The organism is Mesorhizobium sp. M0139, assembly GCF_040322455.1.
Lineage (GTDB): Bacteria > Pseudomonadota > Alphaproteobacteria > Rhizobiales > Rhizobiaceae > Mesorhizobium.
This window is the reverse complement of record NZ_JAMYTN010000009.1, coordinates 159361-180989: the sequence shown is the minus strand read 5'-3', so window position 1 is coordinate 180989 and position 21629 is coordinate 159361. Positions and strand designations below refer to the sequence as shown.

Sequence of the window (21629 nt, the reverse complement as noted above, 5' to 3'; positions counted from 1 at the left end):
AGGTCATGGAGATGACAATTCGGTTATTTGGCGGGCGCCGGTGCCGGCGTCGCAGGGGCTGGAGCTGCACCTTCAGCCGGCTTGGCCGGAGCGGCACCCTCGGCCGGCTTGGCCGGCGCCGTTGCATCGGCGGCGGCACCTGGCGTCGGCAGCGGCTTCGGGCTATCCGACAGCGTGCGCAGATAGGCAATGACGTTGGCGCGGTCCTCGTCCTTCGGCAGGCCGGCAAAGCCCATCGCCGTGCCCTTCACGAATTTCTTCGGCGAGGTGATGAAGTGGTTGAGATTGTCATAGGTCCACTTCTCGGCGCCGCCCTTGGAAAACTCCTTCATGCCGGCCGAATAGGCAAAGCCCTCATGCTCGGCGACGGGGCGGTCGACGATGTCCCAGAGATCCGGGCCGACCTTGTTGGGGCCGCCTTTTTCGCCGGAATGGCAGGCCTGGCATTTCTTAAAGACGGCCGCACCTTGCTCGACATTGGCGGTGGCCAAAAGGTCGGCGATCGGCTTCGCCTCTGCTGCGGGTCCGGCGGCGCCGCCTTCGGCAGGCTCCGTCGCCTCGATGGCAAAGCCGGGTTTTTCCGGCGCCGGCGAGGCAAACAGGGCGTCGGACACCAAACCGACCGAGAAGACGACGAAACAGGTTCCAAGCAACCCGGCGAGCAGTTTGTTGACTTCGTTGGAATCCATACGCCCCAGGGCTCCCTTTTCCGGCGGACCTCTCCGTCCACTCCGTCCGTCGGTATCGTGACCCACCCCGTCGAGCCGGTCAAATCGGGCGGAAACTAGGTCTTTTGCTTGGGCGTTGCAACACCTATAAGGGCGCTTCCAGTGAGACCTTTTGCCACTTTCCCCATCCTCTTTCGAACGCCTTGCAACCTCGATGTCCACGCTCATCCTGATCCCGGCCCGCATGGCCTCGACGCGCCTGCCGGGCAAGCCGCTGGCCGACATAGCCGGCGCGCCGATGATCGTCCATGTCGCCCGCCGCGCCGCTGAGGCTGGGCTTGGCCGGGTAGTGGTGGCAACCGACACGCGCAACGTGGCCGAAGCGGTGCGCGCGCACGGTTTCGAGGCGGTGATGACGCGCACCGACCACGAATCCGGTTCCGACCGTATCTTCGAGGCGCTGACCGCCCTCGACCCCGATCGCAAGGTCGAAACCATCGTCAATGTGCAGGGCGACCTGCCGACCATCGATCCCAAGATCATCGGTGCGGCGCTGAAACCGTTCGAGGACGCTGCGGTCGACATCGCCACGCTCGGCGTCGAGATCGTCCGCGACGAGGAAAAGGCCAACCCCAACGTCGTCAAGATCGTCGGTTCGCCGTTGTCGGCGACGCGGCTGAAGGCGCTCTATTTCACCCGCGCCACCGCGCCCTGGGGCGAGGGGCCGCTCTATCACCATGTCGGCCTCTACGCCTATCGGCGCTCAGCCCTCGAACGCTTCGTCGCTTTGAAGCCGTCGCCGCTGGAGCGGCGCGAGCGGCTGGAGCAGTTGCGGGCGCTGGAGGCCGGTATGCGCATCGATGCCGAGATCGTGCAATCGCTGCCGCTCGGCGTCGACACGCCGGAAGACCTCGAACGCGCCAGACAAATTCTTTGCTGAGAAGATAAATTCTTTCCTGACACCGCAGATCCTTTCAAACCTGAGATATCGGCATGCCTGACAAGACCGACAGAATAGCCTTCCAGGGCGAACCGGGCGCCAATTCCGACACCGCCAGCCGCAACATGTTCCCCTCGATGGAGCCGTTGCCGTGCCCGACCTTCGAGGACGCCTTCAACGCGGTCGAGACCAACAAGGCCGACCTCGCCATGATCCCGATCGAAAACACCATCGCCGGCCGCGTCGCCGACATCCATCATCTGTTGCCGGAATCGAAACTCCACATCGTCGGCGAATATTTCCTGCCGATCCATTTCCAGCTGATGGTGCTGCCCGGCGTTAAACGCGAAGAGATCAAGACCGTGCACAGCCATATCCATGCGCTGGGACAGTGCCGCAAATACATCCGCAAGAATGGTTGGAAGCCGGTGATTGCCGGCGACACGGCGGGTTCGGCGAAGCTGGTCTCCGAGCTCAAGGACCGCAGCATGGCCTCGCTGGCGCCTGCGCTCGCCGCAGAACTCTATGGCCTCGACATCATCGAGAAAAATGTCGAGGACACGGACTCGAATGTCACCCGCTTCGTCGTCCTGACCAAGGACAAGCGATTGGCCGAACGGCCCTCGGCCGACACCAAGATGATGACGACCTTCATGTTCCGTGTCCGCAACGTGCCGGCTGCGCTCTACAAGGCAATGGGCGGTTTCGCCACGAACGGCGTCAACATGACGAAGCTGGAGAGCTATCAACTGGGCGCCTTCACCGCGACGCTGTTCTACGCCGATATCGAGGGCCATCCCGACGATCCGCTGGTCAAGCTGGCGCTGGACGAACTGCGCTTCTTCTCGCGCGAAGTGCGCATTCTGGGCGTCTATCCCGCCAGTGAGTCGCGCGAGCAGTGGAAGGTCGCGGACTAAGGTTCCCCTAAACCAGCAGGGTCAGCGGCACATAGTCGATTTCCATGAAGGTTTCGACTTCCGGGATCCAGCGGTCACGCACGAAGGCGACGTGGTCCGGGTGCTCATTGTATCTGGTGTAGGCGGCCTGATCGACGAACTCCATCGAGAAGCCGAAGTGATAGTCGTTCTTCGGGCTGACTTGCCGCAGCGGCTCGAAATGGGTGACGCCCTTGATTGCGCTGAGGATGCGCTTGGCATCGGAGAGGAACCGCTTTTCCTCCAGCGAGTACTGCGGGTGCTTCAGGGTGAAAACCACGGTGTGACGGATCATTTTTTGCTCCCGTTAAGCAATTCCAGGAAAAGTGTGAAGCGGTTTTCCGTCCGGAATTGCGTAAAATAACAAGTCTTATTCGCTGTCGACCCAGGCGCGGATCAGATGATGCGCGATCGCGCCTTTCGGCGGCGTGACCAGATTGTCCTTGTGCGTCCTCTCCAGCATGGAACGCACCTCGTCGCGAAAAAACCAGCGGCAATCTTCCAACTCGTTGAGATCGGCCTGGATGTCGTCATTGAGCGGTTCGCCGAAACAGCCGATCATCAGCGAATAGGGGAACGGCCAGGGTTGGCTGGCATGGTAGACGACGCGGCCGAGCCGGATGCCGGCTTCCTCCAGCGTTTCGCGGCGCACCGCCGCCTCGATCGTCTCGCCCGGCTCGATGAAGCCGGCAAGCGCCGAGTACATGCCGGGCCCGAAATGCCGGCCGCGGCCGAGCAGGCATTTTTCCCGCGTCGCCGTCAGCATAATCGCCACCGGATCGGTGCGTGGAAAGTGCTCGGTGCCGCAATTTGGGCAATGGCGCTTGTAGCCGCCGGCCCGCATATGCGATTCATGGCCGCATTTGCTGCAGAAGCGATGGGTGGCATGCCAGGCAAGCAGGGCGGCGCCTTGCGCCAGCGCGCCCGCTGCCGCCTCGTCGATCAGCCCCTGCATATAGACCGAGCGATAATCGATCGCCTTCATGGTCTCCGGTAGCTGTTCGGGATCGAGGCCGACCGGCACGGCAAGGACCGGGCCGCTCTCGGCAAAGCCAAGCAGCACGCCTTGTGCGAGTGATGGCTGCAGCTTCTGGCTCTCAGCCAGATCGAACCAAGGGTCGAAGCTGCCATCGTGCAATTTCAGATACAGCCGTCCGCCATGCATCGGCAGAAGACGTGCCGAGGGATCGGCCAACGCCCTTTCGACGGAATCGTCGGCGCGGTTCTCGGATTGCCGATCAATCGTGTTTCCGGCGAAGCCGACGAACTGGCTCGGTTCGCGCAAGGGCGCGTCAAAAAGGCGAAAGGTCATGGAAGCTCGAACGTCTAGGGATGGACACAGGCGGCTTATAGCGCCGCCTTGATCTGTTGCGCAAATTGGCGGATGCCTGAACGCTCATAGGGCTCGCGCATGCCGTGCCCCCACACCGGCCCCGGCCAGCCCGGATCGCCTTCCGAGCGGGCGATGACGTGGACATGCAATTGCCGAACGATGTTGCCGAGCGCGCCGGTGTTGATCTTGGTGCAGCCCGTGGTTCTTTTCAGCGCCTGCGCCACCATGTTGGTTTCGAAGGTCAACATCGCCTGGTCGAGCGGCGTCATGTCGTGGATTTCTTCGGCCCCCGGCCGCTGCGGCACCAGGACCAGCCATGGCCAGCGGCTATCGTTCATCACCCTGAGCTCGCACAGGCCGAGCCACATCAGCTGCTCGCTATCCGCCTCCAGCCTGGAGTCGAGCGTGAATCCGGCCTTGAGGCCCGGTAGCATTGGCGTTTCCCTTGCGCTTCTCGCATTATTCCCAAACTCATGACGCTAGAGCGGCTGCACGGGGGCTGCAAGCGATTCATTGAGCGGCGGAGTTCAAGGGCATCCGATTCTCAATGCACCCTTGCATTTGATCGCTGAATTGCCGATATGGAACGCGGGAGGTTGGTGGTGGACGATCCACTCGCCAACCGGGTCAGGTCCGGAAGGAAGCAGCCCTAACGAGCCCGGAACGGGTCATTGTTCCAGCCTCCCACCTCATCGGCCCCTCTCGCGACATTGACGACGCATTGCAGCGCGGGCGAGACTATTGGAGCAATTCCAGGGAAAGTGTGAGCGGTTTCCCGTCCGGAATTGCGTTAAAGCAAAGGGTAGAGCGGTTTGCCGTTTCAGAAAACGGTGAAACGATCTAGCAGGAATCGGCTACGCTGAGACGCGGCCTTTTGGAGCTTTACGGGCGAATGAGCGAAGCCGGAAATTCGGACCCCGAAAACCTGGAGAAGCAAAAGGCCGTCGCCTATCGCGTGCTGGCGCGCAAATATCGTCCGTCGAATTTCTCGGAACTGATCGGCCAGGAGCCGATGGTCCGCACTTTGACCAACGCTTTCTCCACAGGCCGCATCGCCCAGGCCTGGATGCTGACCGGCGTGCGCGGCGTCGGTAAGACCACGACGGCGCGCATCCTGGCGCGGGCGCTCAACTACGAGACGCCGACGGTCGACCATCCCTCGGTCGACCTCGCCCTCCTGGGCGAGCACTGCCAGGCGATCATGGAAGGCCGCCATGTCGACGTCATCGAGATGGACGCCGCGTCGCATACCGGCATCGACGACATCAGGGACATTATCGAGCGCGTGCGCTATGCCCCGGTGTCGGCGCGCTACAAAGTCTACATCATCGACGAAGTGCACATGCTCTCCACCCAGGCCTTCAACGGCCTGTTGAAGACGCTGGAAGAGCCGCCGCCGCACGTCAAATTCATCTTTGCCACCACCGAAATCCGCAAAGTGCCGATCACCGTGCTGTCGCGCTGCCAGCGTTTCGACCTGAGACGCATCGATGCCGGCGCGCTGGTCGCGCATCTCGCCTCCATTGCCGGCAAGGAAGGCATTTCGGTAGACGACGACGCGCTGGCGATGATCGCGCGCGCCGCCGAAGGCTCGGCCCGCGATTCGCTCTCCATCCTCGACCAGGCAATCGCCCATGGCGGCGGCGCCGTCAGCGCCGAAGCGGTGCGCGCCATGCTGGGTCTCGCCGACCGCGCCCGCATCGTCGACCTGTTCGAACATGTCATGAAAGGCGATGTGGCGGCCGCCCTTGCCGAATTCCGCAACCAGTACGACACCGGCGCCGATCCGGCTGCCGTGCTGACCGATCTGGCCGAATTCAACCACCTCGTCACCCGGCTGCGCTTCGTGCCGACGGCTGCCGACGACGCTTCCCTGTCCGAGGATGAGCGCCGCCGCGGCGCCGACTTCGCCAGCACGCTGTCGGTCAAGGTTCTGTCGCGAACCTGGCAGATGCTCTTGAAAGGCATTCCCGAGGTGCAGTCGTCCAACCGACCGGTCAGCGCCGGCGAGATGGTGCTGATCCGGCTGGCGCATGCCGCCGACCTGCCGACGCTGGACGAGGCGCTGAAATCTCTAGAGAGCGGCGCTCCGGCGTCCGGTGGTGTTTCACGCCCGAATGGTGCGCCGGTAAATGCCGGCAATGGCGGCGGCGCCAGCGCGGTAGCGCAGACCCGGATGCCGTCCGGGCCAGCCGGTGCGCAAACCATGCGATTGGTCGACGCGCCCCCGGTCGCCTTTGTCGCGCCTCCGCAGCCGGTCGTCGAGCCGCAATCGCCGCCGCTGAAATCGCTGGCCGATATTGTCGCTCTTGCCGACGCGCAGCGTGACATCGCCTTCAAGGTGCTGGTCAAGAGCTGTATTCGCCTGGTGCGCATCGAGCCCGGCCGTATCGACGTCGGCCTGACCGCCGATGCGCCCAAGATGCTGCTCAACGACTTGACGACGAAGCTGCGGGCCTGGACCGGCCGCAACTGGCTGGTGTCATTGTCGAAGGAAGAGGGCGGCCAGACGTTAGCCGAGATGGAATCGACCAGGCGCGAGACCGCTTTCTCCGACGCGAAAAGCGATCCGGCGGTGGCCGCCATCCTCGCGCGCTTTCCCGGCGCCAAGATCATCGACGTGCGCATTCCCGACGCGCCGGAAGTCGACACCGACAAGGCCGAAGCGCCGGTCGAGCCGCCGTCCGACGACGACGAAACCTGACCATAGCCACGAATCCGCAAAGGACCCGACCATGAAAGATCTTCTCAGCCTGATGGGCAAGGCGAAGGAAATGCAGGCCAAGTTCCAGGCCATGCAGGACGAGATCGCGACGATTGAAGCAAGCGGGCAGGCGGGCGGCGGGCTGGTCAATGTCACGCTGACCGGCAAGTTCGAAATGAAGTCGCTGAAGATCGATCCGTCGCTGTTCAAGGAGGACGAGGTCGAGATTCTCGAAGACCTGCTGCTGGCCGCTCACAATGACGCCAAAAATAAGGTCGAGCAGATTATGCAGGAGAAGACCAAGGCGCTGACGGCAGGCTTGCCGATCCCGCCCGGAATGAAATTGCCGTTCTGAGCCGGCTCCAACCAGTTAATTGATTATGAAGGGAAATCGGCTGCGGAGGCTGTTGTTAAGACTTTCTCCGGCTTTGCTCACGCGGACATATCCGGGCATTTATAAAGTTTTACCTATGCTGCACGAAAGCTAATCCTTTAGCCATCTTTTTGCCTTTAAGAGTCTCATTCTTGCCACCTCTCGGGGCGGGCTGGCATCTGGACAATGAGGCATTTTTGTTGATCGCGACGCGATGGAAGACGCCGCTTCTGCTCGGCATCATCTTCTCCCCTATGTTCCTGGCCGGTTGCAGCCAGACCACGTCTTCGCACGGCCTGTCGGTCGCCAGCCTGACCGACGCCATCACGCCCAGCTTCCTTTCGACGCGCGCCTACCGCAACACGCCGAAGGAGAAGGAATGCCTGGAGCGGGCGATGTTCTTCGAGTCCAACCGCTCGAGCCGTGACGGCATGATCGCCGTCGGCACGGTGGTGATGAACCGGCTGCGCTCCGGCAATCATGGCAGCACCATTTGCCAAGTGGTTGGCGAACCGGGCCAGTTCGCGCCCGGCGTGATGACGCGGGCGATGAATTCGAAAGCGATGCCCGATGTCGAGGAGGCCGCCGATGCGGTGCTCAAGGGCGAGCGCAAGGCCAAGCTGAAGAACACGATGTACTTCCACACCGCCGGCCTGAGGTTCCCCTACAAGAACATGCATTACACCATGGTTGCCGGCGGCAACGCCTTCTACGAGAAGCGCGGCCGCAACTGGCAGCCGCTGCCGGATGAATCCACGACCATGGTTGCCTCGGCGCAGCCGCGCGCTCCTGTGCCTGAAGCGCCGGTGCAGGTTGCCTCCGCCGAGCCGGTGGTGAAGACCGTTGTCCGTCCAGATCCTGCCAAGCAGGCCGCGGCGGTTCGCGCAGCCAAGGCGACACGTGCCCCGGCCGAGCAGACCTATGTGACGGCTTCCGCGGCGCCCGCTATGAGCGCCCGCGTCGCCGCCAAGCAGACGGAGGTGGCGATGCAGGAGCCGATGGCCGAGCCGGATGCCTCGCGTTTCGGCGGCACGCTGAACGCCCGCTACGTCACCTTGGTGCCATCGGCGACGCAGGAAGCGTCGATGGGCTTCCAGTCGACGCCTGAGAACACCGACGATATCGGCGCAATGATCGTCGATCAAACCCGGCCGCTCTCAGCCTACTGACGCCCAGAACATTTCCGAGCCCGCCATGGCAGCATGGCGGGCTCGGTGCGTATGCGCATGTTTCAAAGCGCGCGGAAAAATCCTAGATCAGTGCGATGTCAAAGCGAATCGCCGGTCCCGAGATCGAACGCCTGATCCAGCTCCTGGCCAAGGTGCCGGGGCTAGGGCCTCGTTCGGCCAGGCGTGCGGCACTGCACCTGATCAAGAAGAAGGAGCAGCTTTTGTCACCGCTCGCCGCCGCCATGGCTGAAGCCGCCGACAAGGTGCGCATCTGCACGACCTGCGGCAATGTCGATACCTCCGACCCTTGCATGATCTGCACCGATCCGCGCCGCGATGCCTCGACGCTGATCGTCGTCGAGGATGTCTCCGATCTCTGGGCGCTGGAGCGGGCGGCGGCCATGAATGTGCGCTACCACGTGCTCGGCGGCACGCTGTCGCCGCTCGACGGCATCGGTCCCGAACAGCTCAACGTGCGCTCGCTGGTCGACCGCGTTGCCGGCGGTGAGGTGAAGGAGGTGATCCTTGCCGTCAATGCCACCGTCGAGGGCCAGACGACGGCGCATTATCTCACCGACCAGCTCTCGGGTTTCGAGATCAAGGTCACCAGGCTTGCGCATGGCGTGCCGGTCGGCGGCGAACTCGACTATCTGGATGAGGGGACGCTGGCGGCGGCCTTGCGCTCGCGGACGGCGTTTTGACGCAATTGGCGGGCAGGATGTGCGACATGAAAGCTTCGCATTCTTCGAGGTTTGCGCCAAACACCCCCCTCTGTCCTGCCGGACATCTCCCCCTCAAGGGGGGAGATTGGCTGTCGCTTCGGTTTTCGCCTACCACCTGCGTTGAAAGAAGAATGCCGTCCAAGAAGCTGCTGATCTCCCCCCTTGAGGGGGAGATGTCCGGCAGGACAGAGGGGGGTGTGAAGGAACGCAAGCCTCCAAGGCTGCTACTATTTTCATTCCTTGCAGCCCTGCTCGCCCTCTTCCTCATCTCCCCAGCCTCCGCGGCCAAAATCGACGACCAGTTCCGCGCCTGGCTGCAAACCGATCTCTGGCCGGAAGCCCAGAACAAAGGCATCTCCAAATCCACCTTCGACGCCGCTTTCGACGGCGTGAAGCCGAACCTCAAACTGCCCGACCTCGTTCTGCCCGGCGAAAAGCCCAACACGCCGCAGAAGCAGCATCAGGCGGAGTTCGGTTCGCCCGGCGCCTATTTCGCCGAAAAGACGGTGCGCGCCGTCACGTCAGGTGGGCGCACGCGCGAGACGGCCAACGCCAAGACGCTGGCTGCGATCGAAAAGCGCTACGGTGTCCCGGGCGAGATACTGTTGGCGATCTGGGGCCGCGAGACCGGCTTCGGCGCGGCGAAAATGCCCTACGACGCCTTCGAGGTTCTCGGCACCAAGGCGTTCATGTCGACCAAGAAGGACTTCTTCCGCACCGAGGTGCTGGCGGCGCTCGAGATCGTCGAGCATGGGTTGGCGCCGGTCGGCGCCATGAAATCGTCCTGGGCCGGCGCGCTCGGCCAGCCGCAATTCATGCCGACCTCGTTCCTGAAGCACGCAGTCGACTATGACGGTGATGGGCACCCGGACATCTGGAATTCGACGCCGGACGTGCTGGCCTCGATCGCCAACTATCTCGTCCACTATGGCTGGGTGAAGGGGCGTGGCTGGGGTTTCGAGGTGACGGTGCCGGAAAGCGTTTCCTGCTCGCTCGAAGGTCCCGACCAAGGCAAGAAGATCTCAACCTGGGCGGCGATGGGAATCAGCCGCGTCGGCGGCAAAGCCTTTCCGGCAAACGAACTGAAGGCGGAAGGGCTCCTTTTGATGCCGGCCGGACGCAGCGGCCCGGCCTTTATCGCCACGCCCAATTTCTACGTGCTGAAACAGTACAACACCAGCGACCTCTACGCCCTGTTCATCGGCCATGGCGCTGACCGCATCGCCCATGGCGATGCTGATTTTGTCCGCAGCTGGGGTGCGGTCGGCGGCCTGCATCGTTCCGACATCGCCGCGCTGCAACGGGCGCTGGAGGCCAAGGGCTACGATGTCGGCAGCGCCGATGGTCTGCCCGGCTTCAAGACCCGCCGCTCGATCGGCTCCTGGCAGGAAAAGAACGGCCGCCCCGCCACCTGCTTCCCCGACGCCGATCTGGTTGCTGCCATCAAGTAGCACCGAAAAGAGCAGATTTTTCCCCATCGGCGGCTGCAATTGGCTCGCCCATGCTTCGACGCGCACAGCGTATTCCGGTCCAGTATGCCGGCTCGCAAAATGCCCGTTGCCGGTTGGAGGGCCGCCGGATAGGGTGTTGACCAACTGGAAAAAAATCAACACGGTATGGGGTCTAACGGTCGTCCTCCGGCCGCGAAAAAGATTACTGCAGCCCTGAGCCGGGAACTCGGGGTCAACAATCAACAAAACAGGGAACAATCATCATGATGATGGAAAAGTTTGCTCTACGTTCGCGCGTCTGGCTCGCAGGTGCTGCCATGTCCGCTCTGCTCATTGGCGTCGCGCCGGCCTTTGCCGTGACCCCCGCCGACACGCTGGTCGAAGGTTTTGCCATCGACGACATCATCTCCATGGATCCGGGGGAGGCGTTCGAACTGTCGACCGCAGAGGTCACCGGCAACACCTATGATCTGCTGGTCCGCCTCGACCTCAGCGACACCTCCAAGGTCAAGGGCGACCTTGCCGAGAGCTGGACCGTTTCCGACGACGGCCTGGTCTATACGTTCAAGCTCAAGCCCGGCCTAAAGTTCGCTTCGGGCAATCCACTGACCGCGGCCGATGTCGCCTATTCCTTCGAGCGCGCCATCAAGCTGGACAAGCCGCCGGCATTCATCATCAACCAGTTCGGCATCAGCGGCGACAATGTTGCCGACAAGGCCAAGGCCGTCGACGACACCACCTTCCAGTTCACCGTCGACAAGGCCTATGCGCCGAGCTTCGTGTTAAACTGCCTGTCGGCAACGGTCGCTTCGGTCGTCGACGCAAAGCTGGTCAAGGAACATGTCGCCGCGGTGACGCCGAGTGCCGACTACAAATGGGACAACGATTTCGGCAACGCCTTCCTGAAGACCGGTTATGCCGGCTCCGGCGCCTACAAGCTGCGCGAATGGCGGGCCAATGAGGTCGTCGTGCTCGAGCGCAACGACAATTACAATGGCGAGAAGGCCAAGCTCGCCCGCGTCATCTACCGCAACATGAAGGAAAGCTCGGCACAGCGCCTGGCGCTCGAAGCAGGCGACATCGACGTTGCTCGCAACCTCGAGCCGAACGATCTCGACGCCATCGCCAAGAATGCCGATCTCACCACGACCAGCGCGCCGAAGGGCACGGTCTATTATATCAGCCTCAACCAGAAGAATCCGAACCTCGCCAAGCCCGAGGTTCGCCAGGCGTTCAAATATCTGGTCGACTACGATGCGCTGAGCACGACCATCCTCAAGGGCATTGGCGAGATTCACCAGACCTTCCTGCCCAAGGGCGTTCTGGGCGAACTGGACGAAAATCCGTTCAAGTTCGACGTCGCCAAGGCCAAGGAACTGCTGACCAAGGCCGGCCTGGCCGACGGCTTCAGCGTAACCATGGACGTACGCACGGGACAGCCGACCACCGGCATGGCGGAATCGATCCAGCAGACGCTTGGCCAAGCCGGCATCAAGCTGGAAATTATCCCCGGCGACGGCAAGCAGACGCTGACCAAATACCGCGCCCGCAATCATGACATCTATATCGGCCAGTGGGGCCAGGACTATTTCGATCCGAACTCCAACGCCCAGACCTTTGCCTCAAACCCGGACAATTCGGATGAAGGCAAGACCAAGACGCTGGCCTGGCGCAATGCCTGGGACATCCCGGACCTGACAAAGCAGACCGAAGCAGCCTTGCTGGAGAAGGATGCCGGCAAGCGCGCCGATATGTACAAGAGCCTTGAAAAGACGATCCTCGACACCAGCCCCTTCGTCATCATCCACCAGCAATTGGAAGTGGCAGGCCTGCGCAAAAACCTGAAAGGCTTTGCGCTCGGTCCGAGCTTCGACACCAACTTCGTCGGCCCGGTCTCCAAGGAATAGCGCCGGCGGACGCGCCCTGATGAGCGCGATTGAAAACCAGGCGACGGCGGGGCAGGGAAGCGCCCGCGCCGTCGCTATCTTGTTGGCGATCGGCCGCTTCCTGGTCATCGCCGTCACCACCTATCTCGGCCTGCTCGCGGTGACCTTTTTCATCGGCCGCGTCATCCCGATCGATCCGGTGCTGGCGGTGCTCGGCGACCGCGCACCGGCCAATGTCGTCGAGCGCACCCGCCGCGAGATGGGGCTCGATCTTCCGTTGATCGAGCAATTCTATATCTATCTCAAGCATGCGCTGAACGGTGATTTCGGCACCTCGGTGCTGACCACCAATCCGGTGATGACCGACATCCGCCGCGCCTTTCCGGCAACGATCGAACTGGCGACGCTGGGCACTCTGATAGGCTCGTTGATTGGCGTGCCGCTCGGCGTGCTGGCAGCGGTAAAACGCGGCAGTCTCATCGACCAGATCGTTCGCATTGTCGGCCTGATTGGCTATTCCGTGCCTATCTTCTGGATCGGGCTTCTGGGGCTTGTCCTGTTCTACGCCAAGCTCCAATGGGTAGCTTTTCCCGGCCGCCTCGACATCGTCTACGAGTACACATTCACACCGATCACCGGCTTCTACCTGCTCGACGCCGCGCTGCAGGGCCAGTGGGATGTCTTCTACGACGCTTACCGCCACATCATCCTGCCGGCAGGGCTGCTGGGCTATTTCTCGCTCGCCTATATCAGCCGAATGACGCGCTCCTTCATGCTGAACGAGCTGTCGCAGGAATACATCGTCGCCGCGCGCGCCAAGGGCCTGTCTGAAACGCGAATCATCTGGGGCCATGCGCTGCGCAACGCCGCGGTGCCGATGGTCACGGTGATCGCGCTGTCCTATGCCGGGCTGCTCGAAGGTTCGGTGCTGACCGAGACGGTGTTCTCCTGGCCCGGCATCGGCCTCTACATCACCAATTCGCTGCAGAACGCCGACATGAACGCCGTGCTCGGCGGCACCATCGTCATCGGTTCGGTGTTCATCGGCATCAATCTCCTGTCCGATGTTCTCTACAAGGTGCTCGATCCGAGGACGAAGACAGGATGAGCGCCGAAGCAATCCAAACGCGCCGCGATTGGCTGCTCAGCGATCGGCCGGCCTCGCGCATGCAGGCAAGGCTCGGCCGCGCCTATGTCGCCTGGCGGCGCTTTTCCGCCAACCGGCTGGCGTTTCTCGGCCTGCTCATCATCATCGCGCTGCTGCTGGTCGCCGCCTTTGCCGATGTGCTGGCGCCCTATTCGCCGACCATCGGCGATCTCAAGAACGCGCGGCTTTTGGCGCCGAGTGCGGCGCATTGGTTCGGCACCGACGATCTCGGCCGCGATATCTATTCGCGCATTCTTTTCGGCTCGCGCTGGACGCTCTACGTCGTCATTCTTGTCGCCGTCATCGCAGCCCCCATCGGCCTTTTGGTCGGCACCGTCGCCGGCTATGCCGGCGGCTGGACCGATGCCATTCTGATGCGCATTACCGACATCTTCCTCGCCTTTCCCAAGCTGATCCTGGCGCTGGCCTTTGTCGCGGCCCTTGGCCCCGGCATCGAAAACGCGGTGCTGGCCATCGCCATCACCTCGTGGCCGCCTTACGCCCGAATTGCGCGGGCCGAGACGATGACCGTGCGCAATTCGGATTACATCAAGGCGGTGCAATTGATGGGCGCCTCTCCGTTCCGCATCGTGCTGCGCCACATCATGCCGCTATGCATCTCTTCGCTCATCATCCGGGTGACGCTCGACATGGCCGGCATCATCCTCACCGCCGCCGGCCTCGGCTTCCTTGGCCTCGGCGCGCAGCCGCCGCTGCCGGAATGGGGCACCATGATCGCGTCCGGCCGTCGCTTCGTGCTCGACCAATGGTGGGTGGCCGGCGCGCCGGGCTTCGCCATCCTCATCGTCAGTCTCGGCTTCAACCTGCTTGGCGACGGCCTGCGCGATGCGCTCGATCCCCGGAGTGGCGACCAATGAGTGGTGACCAATGAGCGGTGCACTTCTCGATGTCGACGACCTGCGCGTCACCTTCCCGACTCGGACCGGCCTCATCCAGGCGGTGCGCGGCGTCACCTTCTCGCTCGGCAGAGAGCGGCTGGGCATTGTCGGCGAAAGCGGCTCCGGCAAGTCGCAGACCGGCCGCGCCATCATGGGGCTGACGCCGCCGCAGGCTCTGGTTTCGGCCAAGAAGCTCGCCTTGGACGGCATCGATCTTTTGGACATACCCGCCCGCCAGCGCCGGGCGCTGCGCGGCAAACGCATCGCCATGATCCTGCAGGATCCGAAATATTCGCTCGACCCGGTGATGAGCATCGGCCGCCAGATCGTCGAGACGCTGCGCACGCATGAAAAGGTCTCCAAGGCCGAAGCGCGCGAGCGGGCGCTGGCCATGCTGGAAGCTGTGCAGATCCGCGATCCCTCGCGTGTCTTCGACCTGCATCCGCACGAGGTGTCCGGCGGGATGGGCCAGCGCGCCATGATCGCAATGATGCTGATCGCCGGACCGGAACTGATGATCGCCGACGAGCCGACCTCGGCGCTCGACGTCACCGTTCAGCTCGATGTGCTCGGCATCCTCGACCGCTTGGTCAGTGAGCGCGGCATGGGTCTGATCTTCATCTCGCACGATCTGCGGCTGGTCGCCTCCTTCTGCGACCGCGTCATCGTCATGTATGCCGGCAAGGTGGTCGAGCAGCTCAAGGCGTCGGAGCTGCGCGACGCCCAGCATCCCTACACGCGCGGCCTGCTCAACTGCATGCCCAGGATCGGTTACGAACGCCACCCGCTGCCGGTGCTCGACCGCAAGCCGGAGTGGGCGGCATGACGCCAGCCATTTCGATTGAAGGGCTGGAGGTGGTGTTCGACCGTTTTCGCGCGCTGAAAGGGGCGAACCTCGAGGTGAAGTCCGGCGAATCCTTCGGCCTGGTCGGCGAGAGCGGTTCCGGCAAGTCGACGCTGCTCAAAGCCATTGCCGGCCTGGTGCCTGTCGCATCCGGTACTATCACGGTCAATGGCAAGACGCTGGGAGCGCGCCGCGACAAGGCTTTTTATCGCGAAGTGCAGATGGTCTTCCAGGACCCCTATGGTTCGCTGCACCCGCGTCAGACCGTCGACCGCCTGCTACAGGAGCCGCTCGCCATTCACGGCTTTGCCGATGGCGAGCAACGCATCCAGCGCGCCCTCGACGAGGTCGGATTAGGCAACGGTTTCCGTTTCCGCTACGCGCACCAGCTCTCCGGCGGTCAGCGTCAGCGCGTGGCGATCGCGCGGGCGCTCATCCTCGAACCGTCGATCCTGCTGCTCGACGAACCAACCTCGGCGCTCGACGCTTCGGTGCAGGCGGAAGTGCTCAACCTGCTGGAAGAGGTTCGCCGTCGGCGCAAGCTGACCTTCCTGATGGTCAGCCACGACCTCGCCATCATCACCCATATGTGCGAGCGCCTGATGGTGATGCAGAATGGCGAAGCGGTGGAGAACCTGACGGCGGGCCAGCTGATCGGGCACCGCGTGGAGAAGGATTACACACGCAATTTGCTTAGGGCGAGCGAGGGGTTTGTTCGGACGGCGTGAACTAGTTTCTTCCGCAGAATAATCGCTTGGGGAATTCCATGGAAGAATGGAAGTTTGCAGATCCGCCCAATGTCGCGGTGCTATCGGACAAGAGCATATTCAAACGGGGCGACTGGATCGCATACGTTGTGCATGAAGCTGACGATGACGAGAACTACAACGATGAAGGGGGCAGTTGGCAATTCTATAGCAGCGACTCTCGAGATTGGGATGAACGCGAGATAATGCTCGTTGGCCTGCAAGAGGTGGTGCAGCAGGATGAAGGCATCCTGGCATTGGCCGACTTGCCAAAAGGCTGGCATGCTTGGCGGACGTCAAAATCATCGCCATGGCAGCGAGCGAAATCGCGCCCCGAACCCTCTAACGATAACGAATGATCCGGCAAAGCCTTAAGCGGGGTCTTGCGCCAGTTCGCCGTTCTCCGGAACAGATGGTTCGTCCCCCTGCTTAGGCTCCTTGATCCTGAACCACGTCACATAAAGCGCCGGCAGGAACAGCAGCGTGATCGCCGTGCCGGCGATGATGCCGCCCATCATGGCGTAGGCCATCGGGCCCCAGAACACTTCGCGCGCGATCGGGATCAGCGCCAGGCTGGCGGCCGCGGCCGTCAGCGCGATCGGCCGCATGCGGTGCTCGGTCGCTTCGATCACGGCTTCCCAGCGGTCTTGGCCCTCGGCCACCAGATCCTCGATCTGCACGATCAGGATCATCTAGTTGCGGATCAGGATGCCGATCAGCGCCAGGACGCCCAGAATGGCGACGAAGCCGAGCGGTGCGCCGCTCGGCACCAGGGCCGCGACCACGCCGATCAGGCCGAGCGGCGCCACCGCCACCACCAGGAACAGGCGCTGAAAAGTTTGCAACTGGATCATCAGGATGGTCGCCATCACGAACAGCATCAGCGGCACCACCGCTGCGGCTTTTTGCGCTTTCTTCGACCGAGCGGCGGTTGCAACGGAATAGCGGGCGGCAGTTTGGCGATGAAGGCGTCGACCGACGGCTTCAATTCGTTGACGACGGTGGCCGGCAGCACGTCGCCAACGAGGCCTGCGCGAACGGTGATCGTCGGGATGCGGTTGCGCCGCCACACCGTCGGCTGTTCGAGGTCGTAGCGGAAGTCGCCACTGCCGCGAGCGGGATCGCTTCGCCGTTCCCGGTGACGGGTGAGCCGTCACGGACTGTCCCGTACGTGTATCGGTCGGCTGGTTAAGACCGGTCTGTCGAAGTGGCCCGCATCGACGACAGGCCCAATCGCCCGGCGGCGGTGCCAACTTGAGGAAAACGTGAAATAAGGTCAGAAGAGGCCTTGGCATTCATCTAACGAGAACGGGCGTCGGCCCGATGAGGGACGAAATGAAGAACGCAGCCATTTCCGAGCGCAAGAACCAGTCGATCTCGCGCGGCGTCGGTATGACGACGCAGATCTATGCCGACCGCGCCGAGAATTCGGAGATCTGGGATGTAGAAGGCCGCCGATACATCGATTTCTCCTCGGGCATCGCCGTCGTCAACACCGGCCACCGCCATCCCAGGGTGATCGAGGCGGTCAAGGTACAGCTCGACCGCTTCACCCATACCTGCCACCAGGTGGTGCCCTATGAGAGCTATGTGCGGCTGGCCGAACGGCTGAACGGCATGCTGCCCGGCAAGTTCGAGAAGAAGACCATCTTCGTCACCACGGGCGCTGAAGCCGTCGAGAACGCCATCAAGATCGCCCGCAACGCCACTGGCCGCCAAGCCGTCATCGCCTTTGCCGGCGGCTTCCACGGCCGCACCTTCATGGGCATGGCGCTGACCGGCAAGGTCGTGCCCTACAAGGTCGGCTTCGGCGCCATGCCGGGCGACGTCTACCATGCACCGTTCCCGGTGCCGCTGCACGGCGTGTCTACAGCCGATTCGCTGGCTGCACTCGACAAACTGTTCAAGGCCGATGTCGATCCGGCCCGCGTTGCCGCCATCATCATCGAGCCGGTCCAAGGCGAGGGCGGCTTCTACGACGCGCCGCGCGAATTCCTGACGGCGCTGCGCAAACTCTGCGACCAGCACGGCATGCTGCTGATCGCCGACGAGGTGCAGACCGGTTTTGCCCGCACCGGCAAGATGTTCGCCATGGATCATCATGAGGTCGCGGCCGACATTACCACCATGGCGAAAAGCCTGGCCGGCGGCTTCCCGCTGGCGGCGGTCACCGGCCGCGCCGAGATCATGGATGCGCCCGGTCCTGGCGGGCTCGGCGGCACCTATGGCGGCAGCCCGATCGGTGTCGCCGCAGCACACGCCGTGCTCGACGTAATCGAGGACGAAAAGCTGTGCGACCGCGCCAATACGCTGGGCGCCCGGCTGAAACAGCGGCTGCAGTCGATCCGCGACGATGTGCCCGAGATTGTCGACATCAGGGGTCTCGGCTTCATGAACGCGGTCGAGTTCAACAACGTCAAGAAGGGCCTGCCGTCGGCCGAGATCGCCAATGCGATCCGGCTGAAGGCGCTCGACAAGGGGCTGATCCTGCTGACCTGCGGCGTCTACGGCAACGTCATCCGTTTCCTGGCTCCGATCACCATCCAGGACAATGTCATGAACGAGGCGCTCGACATTCTGGAAAGCTCGATCCGCGAAGTCTGCGCTGCCTAGCGCAAACCCTACCTCCCCCTTGTGGGGAGGTCGGACCGCAGGTCCGGGTGGGGGGCCTCGCGCCGACCCCAACCCCGCTGCTTCGCAGCGACCCTCCCCACAAGGGGGAGGGTAAGTGCGTCTAGCCCGCAGCCCGTGCCGGCTCATCCTGCTGGAACGCTGCCAGTGCAGCCTTCAGCCCGTCAGGTCCCTCAGCAATCGTCTGCGCCATCGGCGAAAACCCGGCCCCGAGCATCTTGCGGCCCAGCATATGGTCGCCCGGCCTGTTGACGGATTCGATGCCGAGCAGCCGGCTTCCAGCATAGTGGTAGATCGAGAACTTGTTCTCAGCGAGGTCGCCCAGCACGACATGGCTGTCGCCGCCCGAGGTCAGCCCGACCATCTGCAGTTTCATGTCGCCGATGTCAGACCAGAACCACGGCACCGCCGCATAGGCGTCCGTATGGCCGGTGATCGTGCGTGCGGCAAGCCGCGCCTGGTCGGTGGCGTTCTGCACTGATTCCAGCCGCACGTCGCCGCCGGTCGACCAGTGGCGGCAGGAAGCGGCGTCGCCGATGGCCAGAATATCAGGCACGGAGGTGCGCATCTGTTGGTCGACGCGGATGCCACTGGCGACAGTCAGTCCGGCAGCCTGAGCAAGTTCGACATTCGGCACGGCGCCGATGCCGACGATGACCATGCGCGCGGGCAGCCTTTCGCCGGTGGAGGTGATGGCGGCGCAGACATGGCCGTTTTCGCCTTCCAACCTGGCAATGGTGGTGCCGGTGAGGATACGCACGCCGATCGCCTCCAGCCGTTGACGGACATGGCTCGCCACCACCGGCGCCACGGCGCGGCCAAGCAGCCGGTCGACAGCCTCGACCAGGGTGACGTTGCGGCCGGCGGCCCTCAGCGTAGCCGCGATCTCCAGCCCGATGAAGCCGCCGCCGAGGATGACCACGTCTTCGCTTTGGGCGCTGAGCTGGCGGATCAGCCGCGCATCGGCGATCGAGCGCAGCGACAGCACGCCCGAGAGGTCGGCGCCCGGCAGCGGCAGGAGCCGCGGCCGCGAACCGGTGGCCAGGATGAGCCGGTCGAACGGCAGCACGCCGCCGCCTGCTATGTCCAGCTTGCGGCCTGCCGTATCGATGCTGTCGATTCGGACGCCCGGCCTGAAGTCGATGGCGCTGCCGGTGTAAAAGGCCTCGCCGCGCAAGGGTTGCGGCTTGGCATCGGCGTCCTTGATGAAGGTCTTCGACAGCGGTGGCTTGTGATAGGGCAGATCGGTTTCGTCGCCGATCAGGATGACAGGCCCGTCATAGCCTTCCTCGCGCAGGCTGGCGGCCGCTTGCACGCCCGCATGACCCGCACCGACAATGACGACCCCGTTCTTCATCGCAACCCGAATTCCTGTTTCAAATCTGGAGCATGATGCCGAAAAGTGTGAAGCGGTTTTCGGACGACATCATGTTTTGATTGTGAGCCGTTCCGCCAGATGGCGATTGTCTGCCGCCGTCGCAAGAGCCCCGGTCCGGGTCGCACCCGGAACGGTCGCTTGTCAATCGCGGCGTCTCTCACCTTGGCTGCTGGCTATACGACTGAAAGTTGACAGTCCCAGTTTAGAATAATTCTAAACTGTTGTTTCAATTGAATTTTCTAGGGTTGACCAGTTGACTTCCGGCCTCGCCATCGTTTTATGGAGGCTCGCGCGTCAGCGCACCCCTTTGATGTTTGGGCCTTGAACCCGTTCGATTGGAGGCATTTGGTGTCTTTCTTCCGTGAGCCGCGCAACGGCGCGGCATCTGTGGTGTCCTACGGCATGCCTATGTCCCGGCACCGTTTGGCACGCGCGCCTTTTACCGAATCCCCTTTGAACTGGAGACTGATGATGACAGCGCGATATGGCGGCAGACTGGCTGCGATCGGTGCCACGGCTATGTTGACGGCGGCGGTTTTCATCCTGCCGGCCAAGGCGGCGGAGATCGATGCCAAGGCGGTCATCAAGACCTATTCCGACATCGCGCTGGCCAAGTACGAGGATTCGCTGACCACGGCGCAGGCGCTCGACAAGGCTGTCGACGCGCTGCTTGCCAACCCGTCGGCGGACACGCTGAATGCCGCCCGCGATGCCTGGAAGGCGTCGCGCGTGCCCTACCAGCAGACCGAGGTCTACCGCTTCGGCAACAAGATCGTCGACGACTGGGAAGGCAAGGTGAACTCCTGGCCGCTCGACGAAGGCCTGATCGACTACGTCGCCAAGAGCTACGGCACCGAGTCCGACGCCAACGCGCTCTACACCGCCAATGTCATCGCCAACAAGGACATCGAGATCGACGGCAAGAAGGTCGACGCCTCGAAGCTTTCGCCGGAGTTCCTCGCCGGCACGCTGCAGGAGGCCGGCGGCATCGAGGCCAATGTCGCCACCGGTTATCACGCCATCGAATTCCTGCTCTGGGGCCAGGATTTGCACGGCACCGGCCCGGGCGCCGGCGAGCGTCCGTACACCGACTACGACCTCAAGAACTGCACCGGCGGCAATTGCGATCGCCGGGCCGAGTATCTGAAGTCGGCCAGCGATCTTCTGGTCTCCGACCTGCAGGAGATGGTCGGCAACTGGAAGGAAGACGGCGCCGCCCGCAAGAACCTCGTCGATGGCCAGCCGAACACCGCTATCTCGGTGATCTTCAACGGCATGGGCTCGCTGTCCTACGGCGAACTGGCCGGGGAGCGCATGAAACTCGGCCTGCTGCTGCACGATCCCGAAGAGGAGCACGACTGCTTCTCGGATAATACCTACAACTCGCATCTCTATGACGCTATCGGCATCCGCGCCGCCTATCTCGCCAGCTACACGCGCATCGACGGCACCGTCGTTTCAGGCCCGTCGGTGCACGATATGGTCAAGGCGGCCGATCCGGCGATCGACAAGGAACTGTCCGACAAGCTCGATGTCTCGGTCGCCAAGATGGAGGCGATCAAGGCGCGGGAAGTGGCCGGCGAGGCCTACGACCAGCAGATCGCCGAGGGCAACACCGAAGGCAATGCTACCGTGCAGGCGGCAATCGACGCGCTGGTCGACCAGACCAAGTCGATCGAACGCGCCGTCGGCGCGCTGAACCTGAACAACATAGCCTTCGAGGGGTCCGACAGCCTCGACGCACCGGACAAGGTGTTCAAGTAGCACCCCAACCAACTACCAGCCAAACGGCGCGGAGGGGCG

At 63.0% G+C, this 21629-nt stretch carries 20 protein-coding genes, 1 other RNA gene and 1 pseudogene; 16 read left to right on the top strand and 6 right to left on the bottom strand.

Annotated elements, in window-relative coordinates; translation table 11 throughout:
* Nucleotides 1–23 precede the first annotated feature (23 nt).
* The gene (locus tag NKJ58_RS17470) at nucleotides 24–689 is read right to left on the bottom strand and encodes a c-type cytochrome (RefSeq protein ID WP_023669512.1); all 666 of its coding nucleotides are present in this window, start codon (nucleotides 687–689) and stop codon (nucleotides 24–26) included.
* A gap of 193 nt (nucleotides 690–882) precedes the next feature.
* On the opposite strand from NKJ58_RS17470, the gene NKJ58_RS17465 reads away from it, so the two are divergent.
* Nucleotides 883–1608 (top strand): 3-deoxy-manno-octulosonate cytidylyltransferase, encoded by a 726-nt coding sequence (locus tag NKJ58_RS17465; RefSeq protein WP_023688766.1) that lies wholly within the window; start codon nucleotides 883–885, stop codon nucleotides 1606–1608.
* Between the two features lie 53 nt (nucleotides 1609–1661).
* Entirely contained in the window at nucleotides 1662–2525 is an 864-nt protein-coding gene (locus NKJ58_RS17460; protein ID WP_352518541.1) for a prephenate dehydratase, read from the top strand.
* 7 nt (nucleotides 2526–2532) lie between these two features.
* On the opposite strand, the gene NKJ58_RS17455 is transcribed toward NKJ58_RS17460, so the two are convergent.
* The 3 genes from NKJ58_RS17455 to NKJ58_RS17445 all read right to left on the bottom strand — a co-directional run bounded on the left by NKJ58_RS17455 (nucleotide 2533) and on the right by NKJ58_RS17445 (nucleotide 4310).
* Entirely contained in the window at nucleotides 2533–2838 is a 306-nt protein-coding gene (locus NKJ58_RS17455; RefSeq protein WP_023669515.1) for a Dabb family protein, read from the bottom strand.
* Nucleotides 2839–2913: 75 nt separating this feature from the next.
* Entirely contained in the window at nucleotides 2914–3855 is a 942-nt protein-coding gene (gene nudC / locus NKJ58_RS17450) for an NAD(+) diphosphatase (protein ID WP_023682033.1), read from the bottom strand.
* Between the two features lie 35 nt (nucleotides 3856–3890).
* Nucleotides 3891–4310 carry an HIT domain-containing protein gene (locus NKJ58_RS17445; RefSeq protein WP_023682032.1) on the bottom strand — a complete coding sequence of 140 codons (420 nt, stop codon included), beginning with the start codon at nucleotides 4308–4310 and terminating at the stop codon, nucleotides 3891–3893.
* A 157-nt stretch (nucleotides 4311–4467) separates the two neighbouring features.
* Here NKJ58_RS17445 and ffs point away from each other — a divergent pair.
* The 12 genes from ffs (at nucleotide 4468) to NKJ58_RS17385 (ending at nucleotide 16176) form a co-directional block, all read left to right on the top strand.
* An RNA gene (ffs, locus tag NKJ58_RS17440) (signal recognition particle sRNA small type) lies at nucleotides 4468–4564 on the top strand.
* Between the two features lie 204 nt (nucleotides 4565–4768).
* Nucleotides 4769–6580: a DNA polymerase III subunit gamma/tau gene (locus tag NKJ58_RS17435; RefSeq protein ID WP_352518540.1), complete on the top strand. Its 1812-nt coding sequence runs from the start codon at nucleotides 4769–4771 to the stop codon at nucleotides 6578–6580.
* A 31-nt stretch (nucleotides 6581–6611) separates the two neighbouring features.
* The gene (locus NKJ58_RS17430; RefSeq protein ID WP_023682030.1) at nucleotides 6612–6935 is read left to right on the top strand and encodes a YbaB/EbfC family nucleoid-associated protein; all 324 of its coding nucleotides are present in this window, start codon (nucleotides 6612–6614) and stop codon (nucleotides 6933–6935) included.
* Nucleotides 6936–7153: 218 nt separating this feature from the next.
* Nucleotides 7154–8122 carry a cell wall hydrolase gene (locus NKJ58_RS17425; protein WP_023682029.1) on the top strand — a complete coding sequence of 323 codons (969 nt, stop codon included), beginning with the start codon at nucleotides 7154–7156 and terminating at the stop codon, nucleotides 8120–8122.
* A gap of 95 nt (nucleotides 8123–8217) precedes the next feature.
* Nucleotides 8218–8823, top strand: coding sequence for a recombination mediator RecR (gene recR / locus NKJ58_RS17420; protein ID WP_023682028.1), 606 nt, complete (start codon nucleotides 8218–8220; stop codon nucleotides 8821–8823).
* A 194-nt stretch (nucleotides 8824–9017) separates the two neighbouring features.
* Nucleotides 9018–10295 carry a lytic murein transglycosylase gene (locus NKJ58_RS17415; protein ID WP_352518595.1) on the top strand — a complete coding sequence of 426 codons (1278 nt, stop codon included), beginning with the start codon at nucleotides 9018–9020 and terminating at the stop codon, nucleotides 10293–10295.
* 263 nt (nucleotides 10296–10558) lie between these two features.
* On the top strand, nucleotides 10559–12202 hold the full coding sequence (locus NKJ58_RS17410) for an ABC transporter substrate-binding protein (protein ID WP_023725785.1): 1644 nt from the start codon (nucleotides 10559–10561) through the stop codon (nucleotides 12200–12202).
* A gap of 19 nt (nucleotides 12203–12221) precedes the next feature.
* The gene (locus NKJ58_RS17405) at nucleotides 12222–13289 is read left to right on the top strand and encodes an ABC transporter permease (protein WP_023669524.1); all 1068 of its coding nucleotides are present in this window, start codon (nucleotides 12222–12224) and stop codon (nucleotides 13287–13289) included.
* Nucleotides 13286–14206, top strand: coding sequence for a nickel transporter permease (gene nikC, locus NKJ58_RS17400; protein ID WP_023682024.1), 921 nt, complete (start codon nucleotides 13286–13288; stop codon nucleotides 14204–14206). Before NKJ58_RS17405 ends, nikC begins: the two co-directional genes overlap by 4 nt.
* A 10-nt stretch (nucleotides 14207–14216) precedes the next feature.
* Nucleotides 14217–15053: an ABC transporter ATP-binding protein gene (locus NKJ58_RS17395; RefSeq protein ID WP_023669526.1), complete on the top strand. Its 837-nt coding sequence runs from the start codon at nucleotides 14217–14219 to the stop codon at nucleotides 15051–15053.
* Nucleotides 15050–15799 (top strand): ABC transporter ATP-binding protein, encoded by a 750-nt coding sequence (locus NKJ58_RS17390; RefSeq protein ID WP_023669527.1) that lies wholly within the window; start codon nucleotides 15050–15052, stop codon nucleotides 15797–15799. The genes NKJ58_RS17395 and NKJ58_RS17390 overlap by 4 nt, the downstream gene beginning before the upstream one ends.
* A 38-nt stretch (nucleotides 15800–15837) precedes the next feature.
* A complete protein-coding gene (locus NKJ58_RS17385) occupies nucleotides 15838–16176 on the top strand; it encodes a hypothetical protein (protein WP_352518539.1) in 339 nt (112 codons plus the stop codon).
* Between the two features lie 12 nt (nucleotides 16177–16188).
* Here the strand turns inward: NKJ58_RS17385 and NKJ58_RS17380 are convergent.
* Nucleotides 16189–16999 (bottom strand): annotated as a pseudogene (locus tag NKJ58_RS17380) (efflux RND transporter permease subunit); the annotation flags it as partial.
* Nucleotides 17000–17152: 153 nt separating this feature from the next.
* On the opposite strand from NKJ58_RS17380, the gene NKJ58_RS17375 reads away from it, so the two are divergent.
* Nucleotides 17153–18430 carry a 4-aminobutyrate--2-oxoglutarate transaminase gene (locus NKJ58_RS17375; protein WP_352518538.1) on the top strand — a complete coding sequence of 426 codons (1278 nt, stop codon included), beginning with the start codon at nucleotides 17153–17155 and terminating at the stop codon, nucleotides 18428–18430.
* A gap of 121 nt (nucleotides 18431–18551) precedes the next feature.
* On the opposite strand, the gene NKJ58_RS17370 is transcribed toward NKJ58_RS17375, so the two are convergent.
* Nucleotides 18552–19805 carry an NAD(P)/FAD-dependent oxidoreductase gene (locus tag NKJ58_RS17370; RefSeq protein ID WP_352853528.1) on the bottom strand — a complete coding sequence of 418 codons (1254 nt, stop codon included), beginning with the start codon at nucleotides 19803–19805 and terminating at the stop codon, nucleotides 18552–18554.
* Nucleotides 19806–20297: 492 nt separating this feature from the next.
* Between NKJ58_RS17370 and NKJ58_RS17365 the strand changes: the two genes are divergently transcribed.
* Nucleotides 20298–21590, top strand: a complete 1293-nt coding sequence (locus NKJ58_RS17365) for an imelysin family protein (RefSeq protein WP_023692591.1) — start codon at nucleotides 20298–20300, stop codon at nucleotides 21588–21590.
* Nucleotides 21591–21629: the final 39 nt, after the last annotated feature.

Bases quoted from the DNA above. Each gene is read 5' to 3' on its own strand.
- NKJ58_RS17455 (WP_023669515.1), bottom strand. From the start codon at position 2,838: ATGATCCGTCACACCGTGGTTTTCACCCTGAAGCACCCGCAGTACTCG.
- NKJ58_RS17395 (WP_023669526.1), top strand. From the start codon at position 14,217: ATGAGCGGTGCACTTCTCGATGTCGACGACCTGCGCGTCACCTTCCCG.
- NKJ58_RS17385 (WP_352518539.1), top strand. From the start codon at position 15,838: ATGGAAGAATGGAAGTTTGCAGATCCGCCCAATGTCGCGGTGCTATCG.
- nudC (WP_023682033.1), bottom strand. From the start codon at position 3,855: ATGACCTTTCGCCTTTTTGACGCGCCCTTGCGCGAACCGAGCCAGTTC.
- recR (WP_023682028.1), top strand. From the start codon at position 8,218: ATGTCAAAGCGAATCGCCGGTCCCGAGATCGAACGCCTGATCCAGCTC.
- NKJ58_RS17375 (WP_352518538.1), top strand. From the start codon at position 17,153: ATGAAGAACGCAGCCATTTCCGAGCGCAAGAACCAGTCGATCTCGCGC.
- NKJ58_RS17430 (WP_023682030.1), top strand. From the start codon at position 6,612: ATGAAAGATCTTCTCAGCCTGATGGGCAAGGCGAAGGAAATGCAGGCC.
- NKJ58_RS17460 (WP_352518541.1), top strand. From the start codon at position 1,662: ATGCCTGACAAGACCGACAGAATAGCCTTCCAGGGCGAACCGGGCGCC.
- NKJ58_RS17445 (WP_023682032.1), bottom strand. From the start codon at position 4,310: ATGCTACCGGGCCTCAAGGCCGGATTCACGCTCGACTCCAGGCTGGAG.
- NKJ58_RS17410 (WP_023725785.1), top strand. From the start codon at position 10,559: ATGATGATGGAAAAGTTTGCTCTACGTTCGCGCGTCTGGCTCGCAGGT.
- NKJ58_RS17365 (WP_023692591.1), top strand. From the start codon at position 20,298: ATGACAGCGCGATATGGCGGCAGACTGGCTGCGATCGGTGCCACGGCT.
- NKJ58_RS17390 (WP_023669527.1), top strand. From the start codon at position 15,050: ATGACGCCAGCCATTTCGATTGAAGGGCTGGAGGTGGTGTTCGACCGT.
- NKJ58_RS17370 (WP_352853528.1), bottom strand. From the start codon at position 19,805: ATGAAGAACGGGGTCGTCATTGTCGGTGCGGGTCATGCGGGCGTGCAA.
- nikC (WP_023682024.1), top strand. From the start codon at position 13,286: ATGAGCGCCGAAGCAATCCAAACGCGCCGCGATTGGCTGCTCAGCGAT.
- NKJ58_RS17435 (WP_352518540.1), top strand. From the start codon at position 4,769: ATGAGCGAAGCCGGAAATTCGGACCCCGAAAACCTGGAGAAGCAAAAG.
- NKJ58_RS17470 (WP_023669512.1), bottom strand. From the start codon at position 689: ATGGATTCCAACGAAGTCAACAAACTGCTCGCCGGGTTGCTTGGAACC.
- NKJ58_RS17405 (WP_023669524.1), top strand. From the start codon at position 12,222: ATGAGCGCGATTGAAAACCAGGCGACGGCGGGGCAGGGAAGCGCCCGC.
- NKJ58_RS17465 (WP_023688766.1), top strand. From the start codon at position 883: ATGTCCACGCTCATCCTGATCCCGGCCCGCATGGCCTCGACGCGCCTG.
- NKJ58_RS17415 (WP_352518595.1), top strand. From the start codon at position 9,018: ATGTCCGGCAGGACAGAGGGGGGTGTGAAGGAACGCAAGCCTCCAAGG.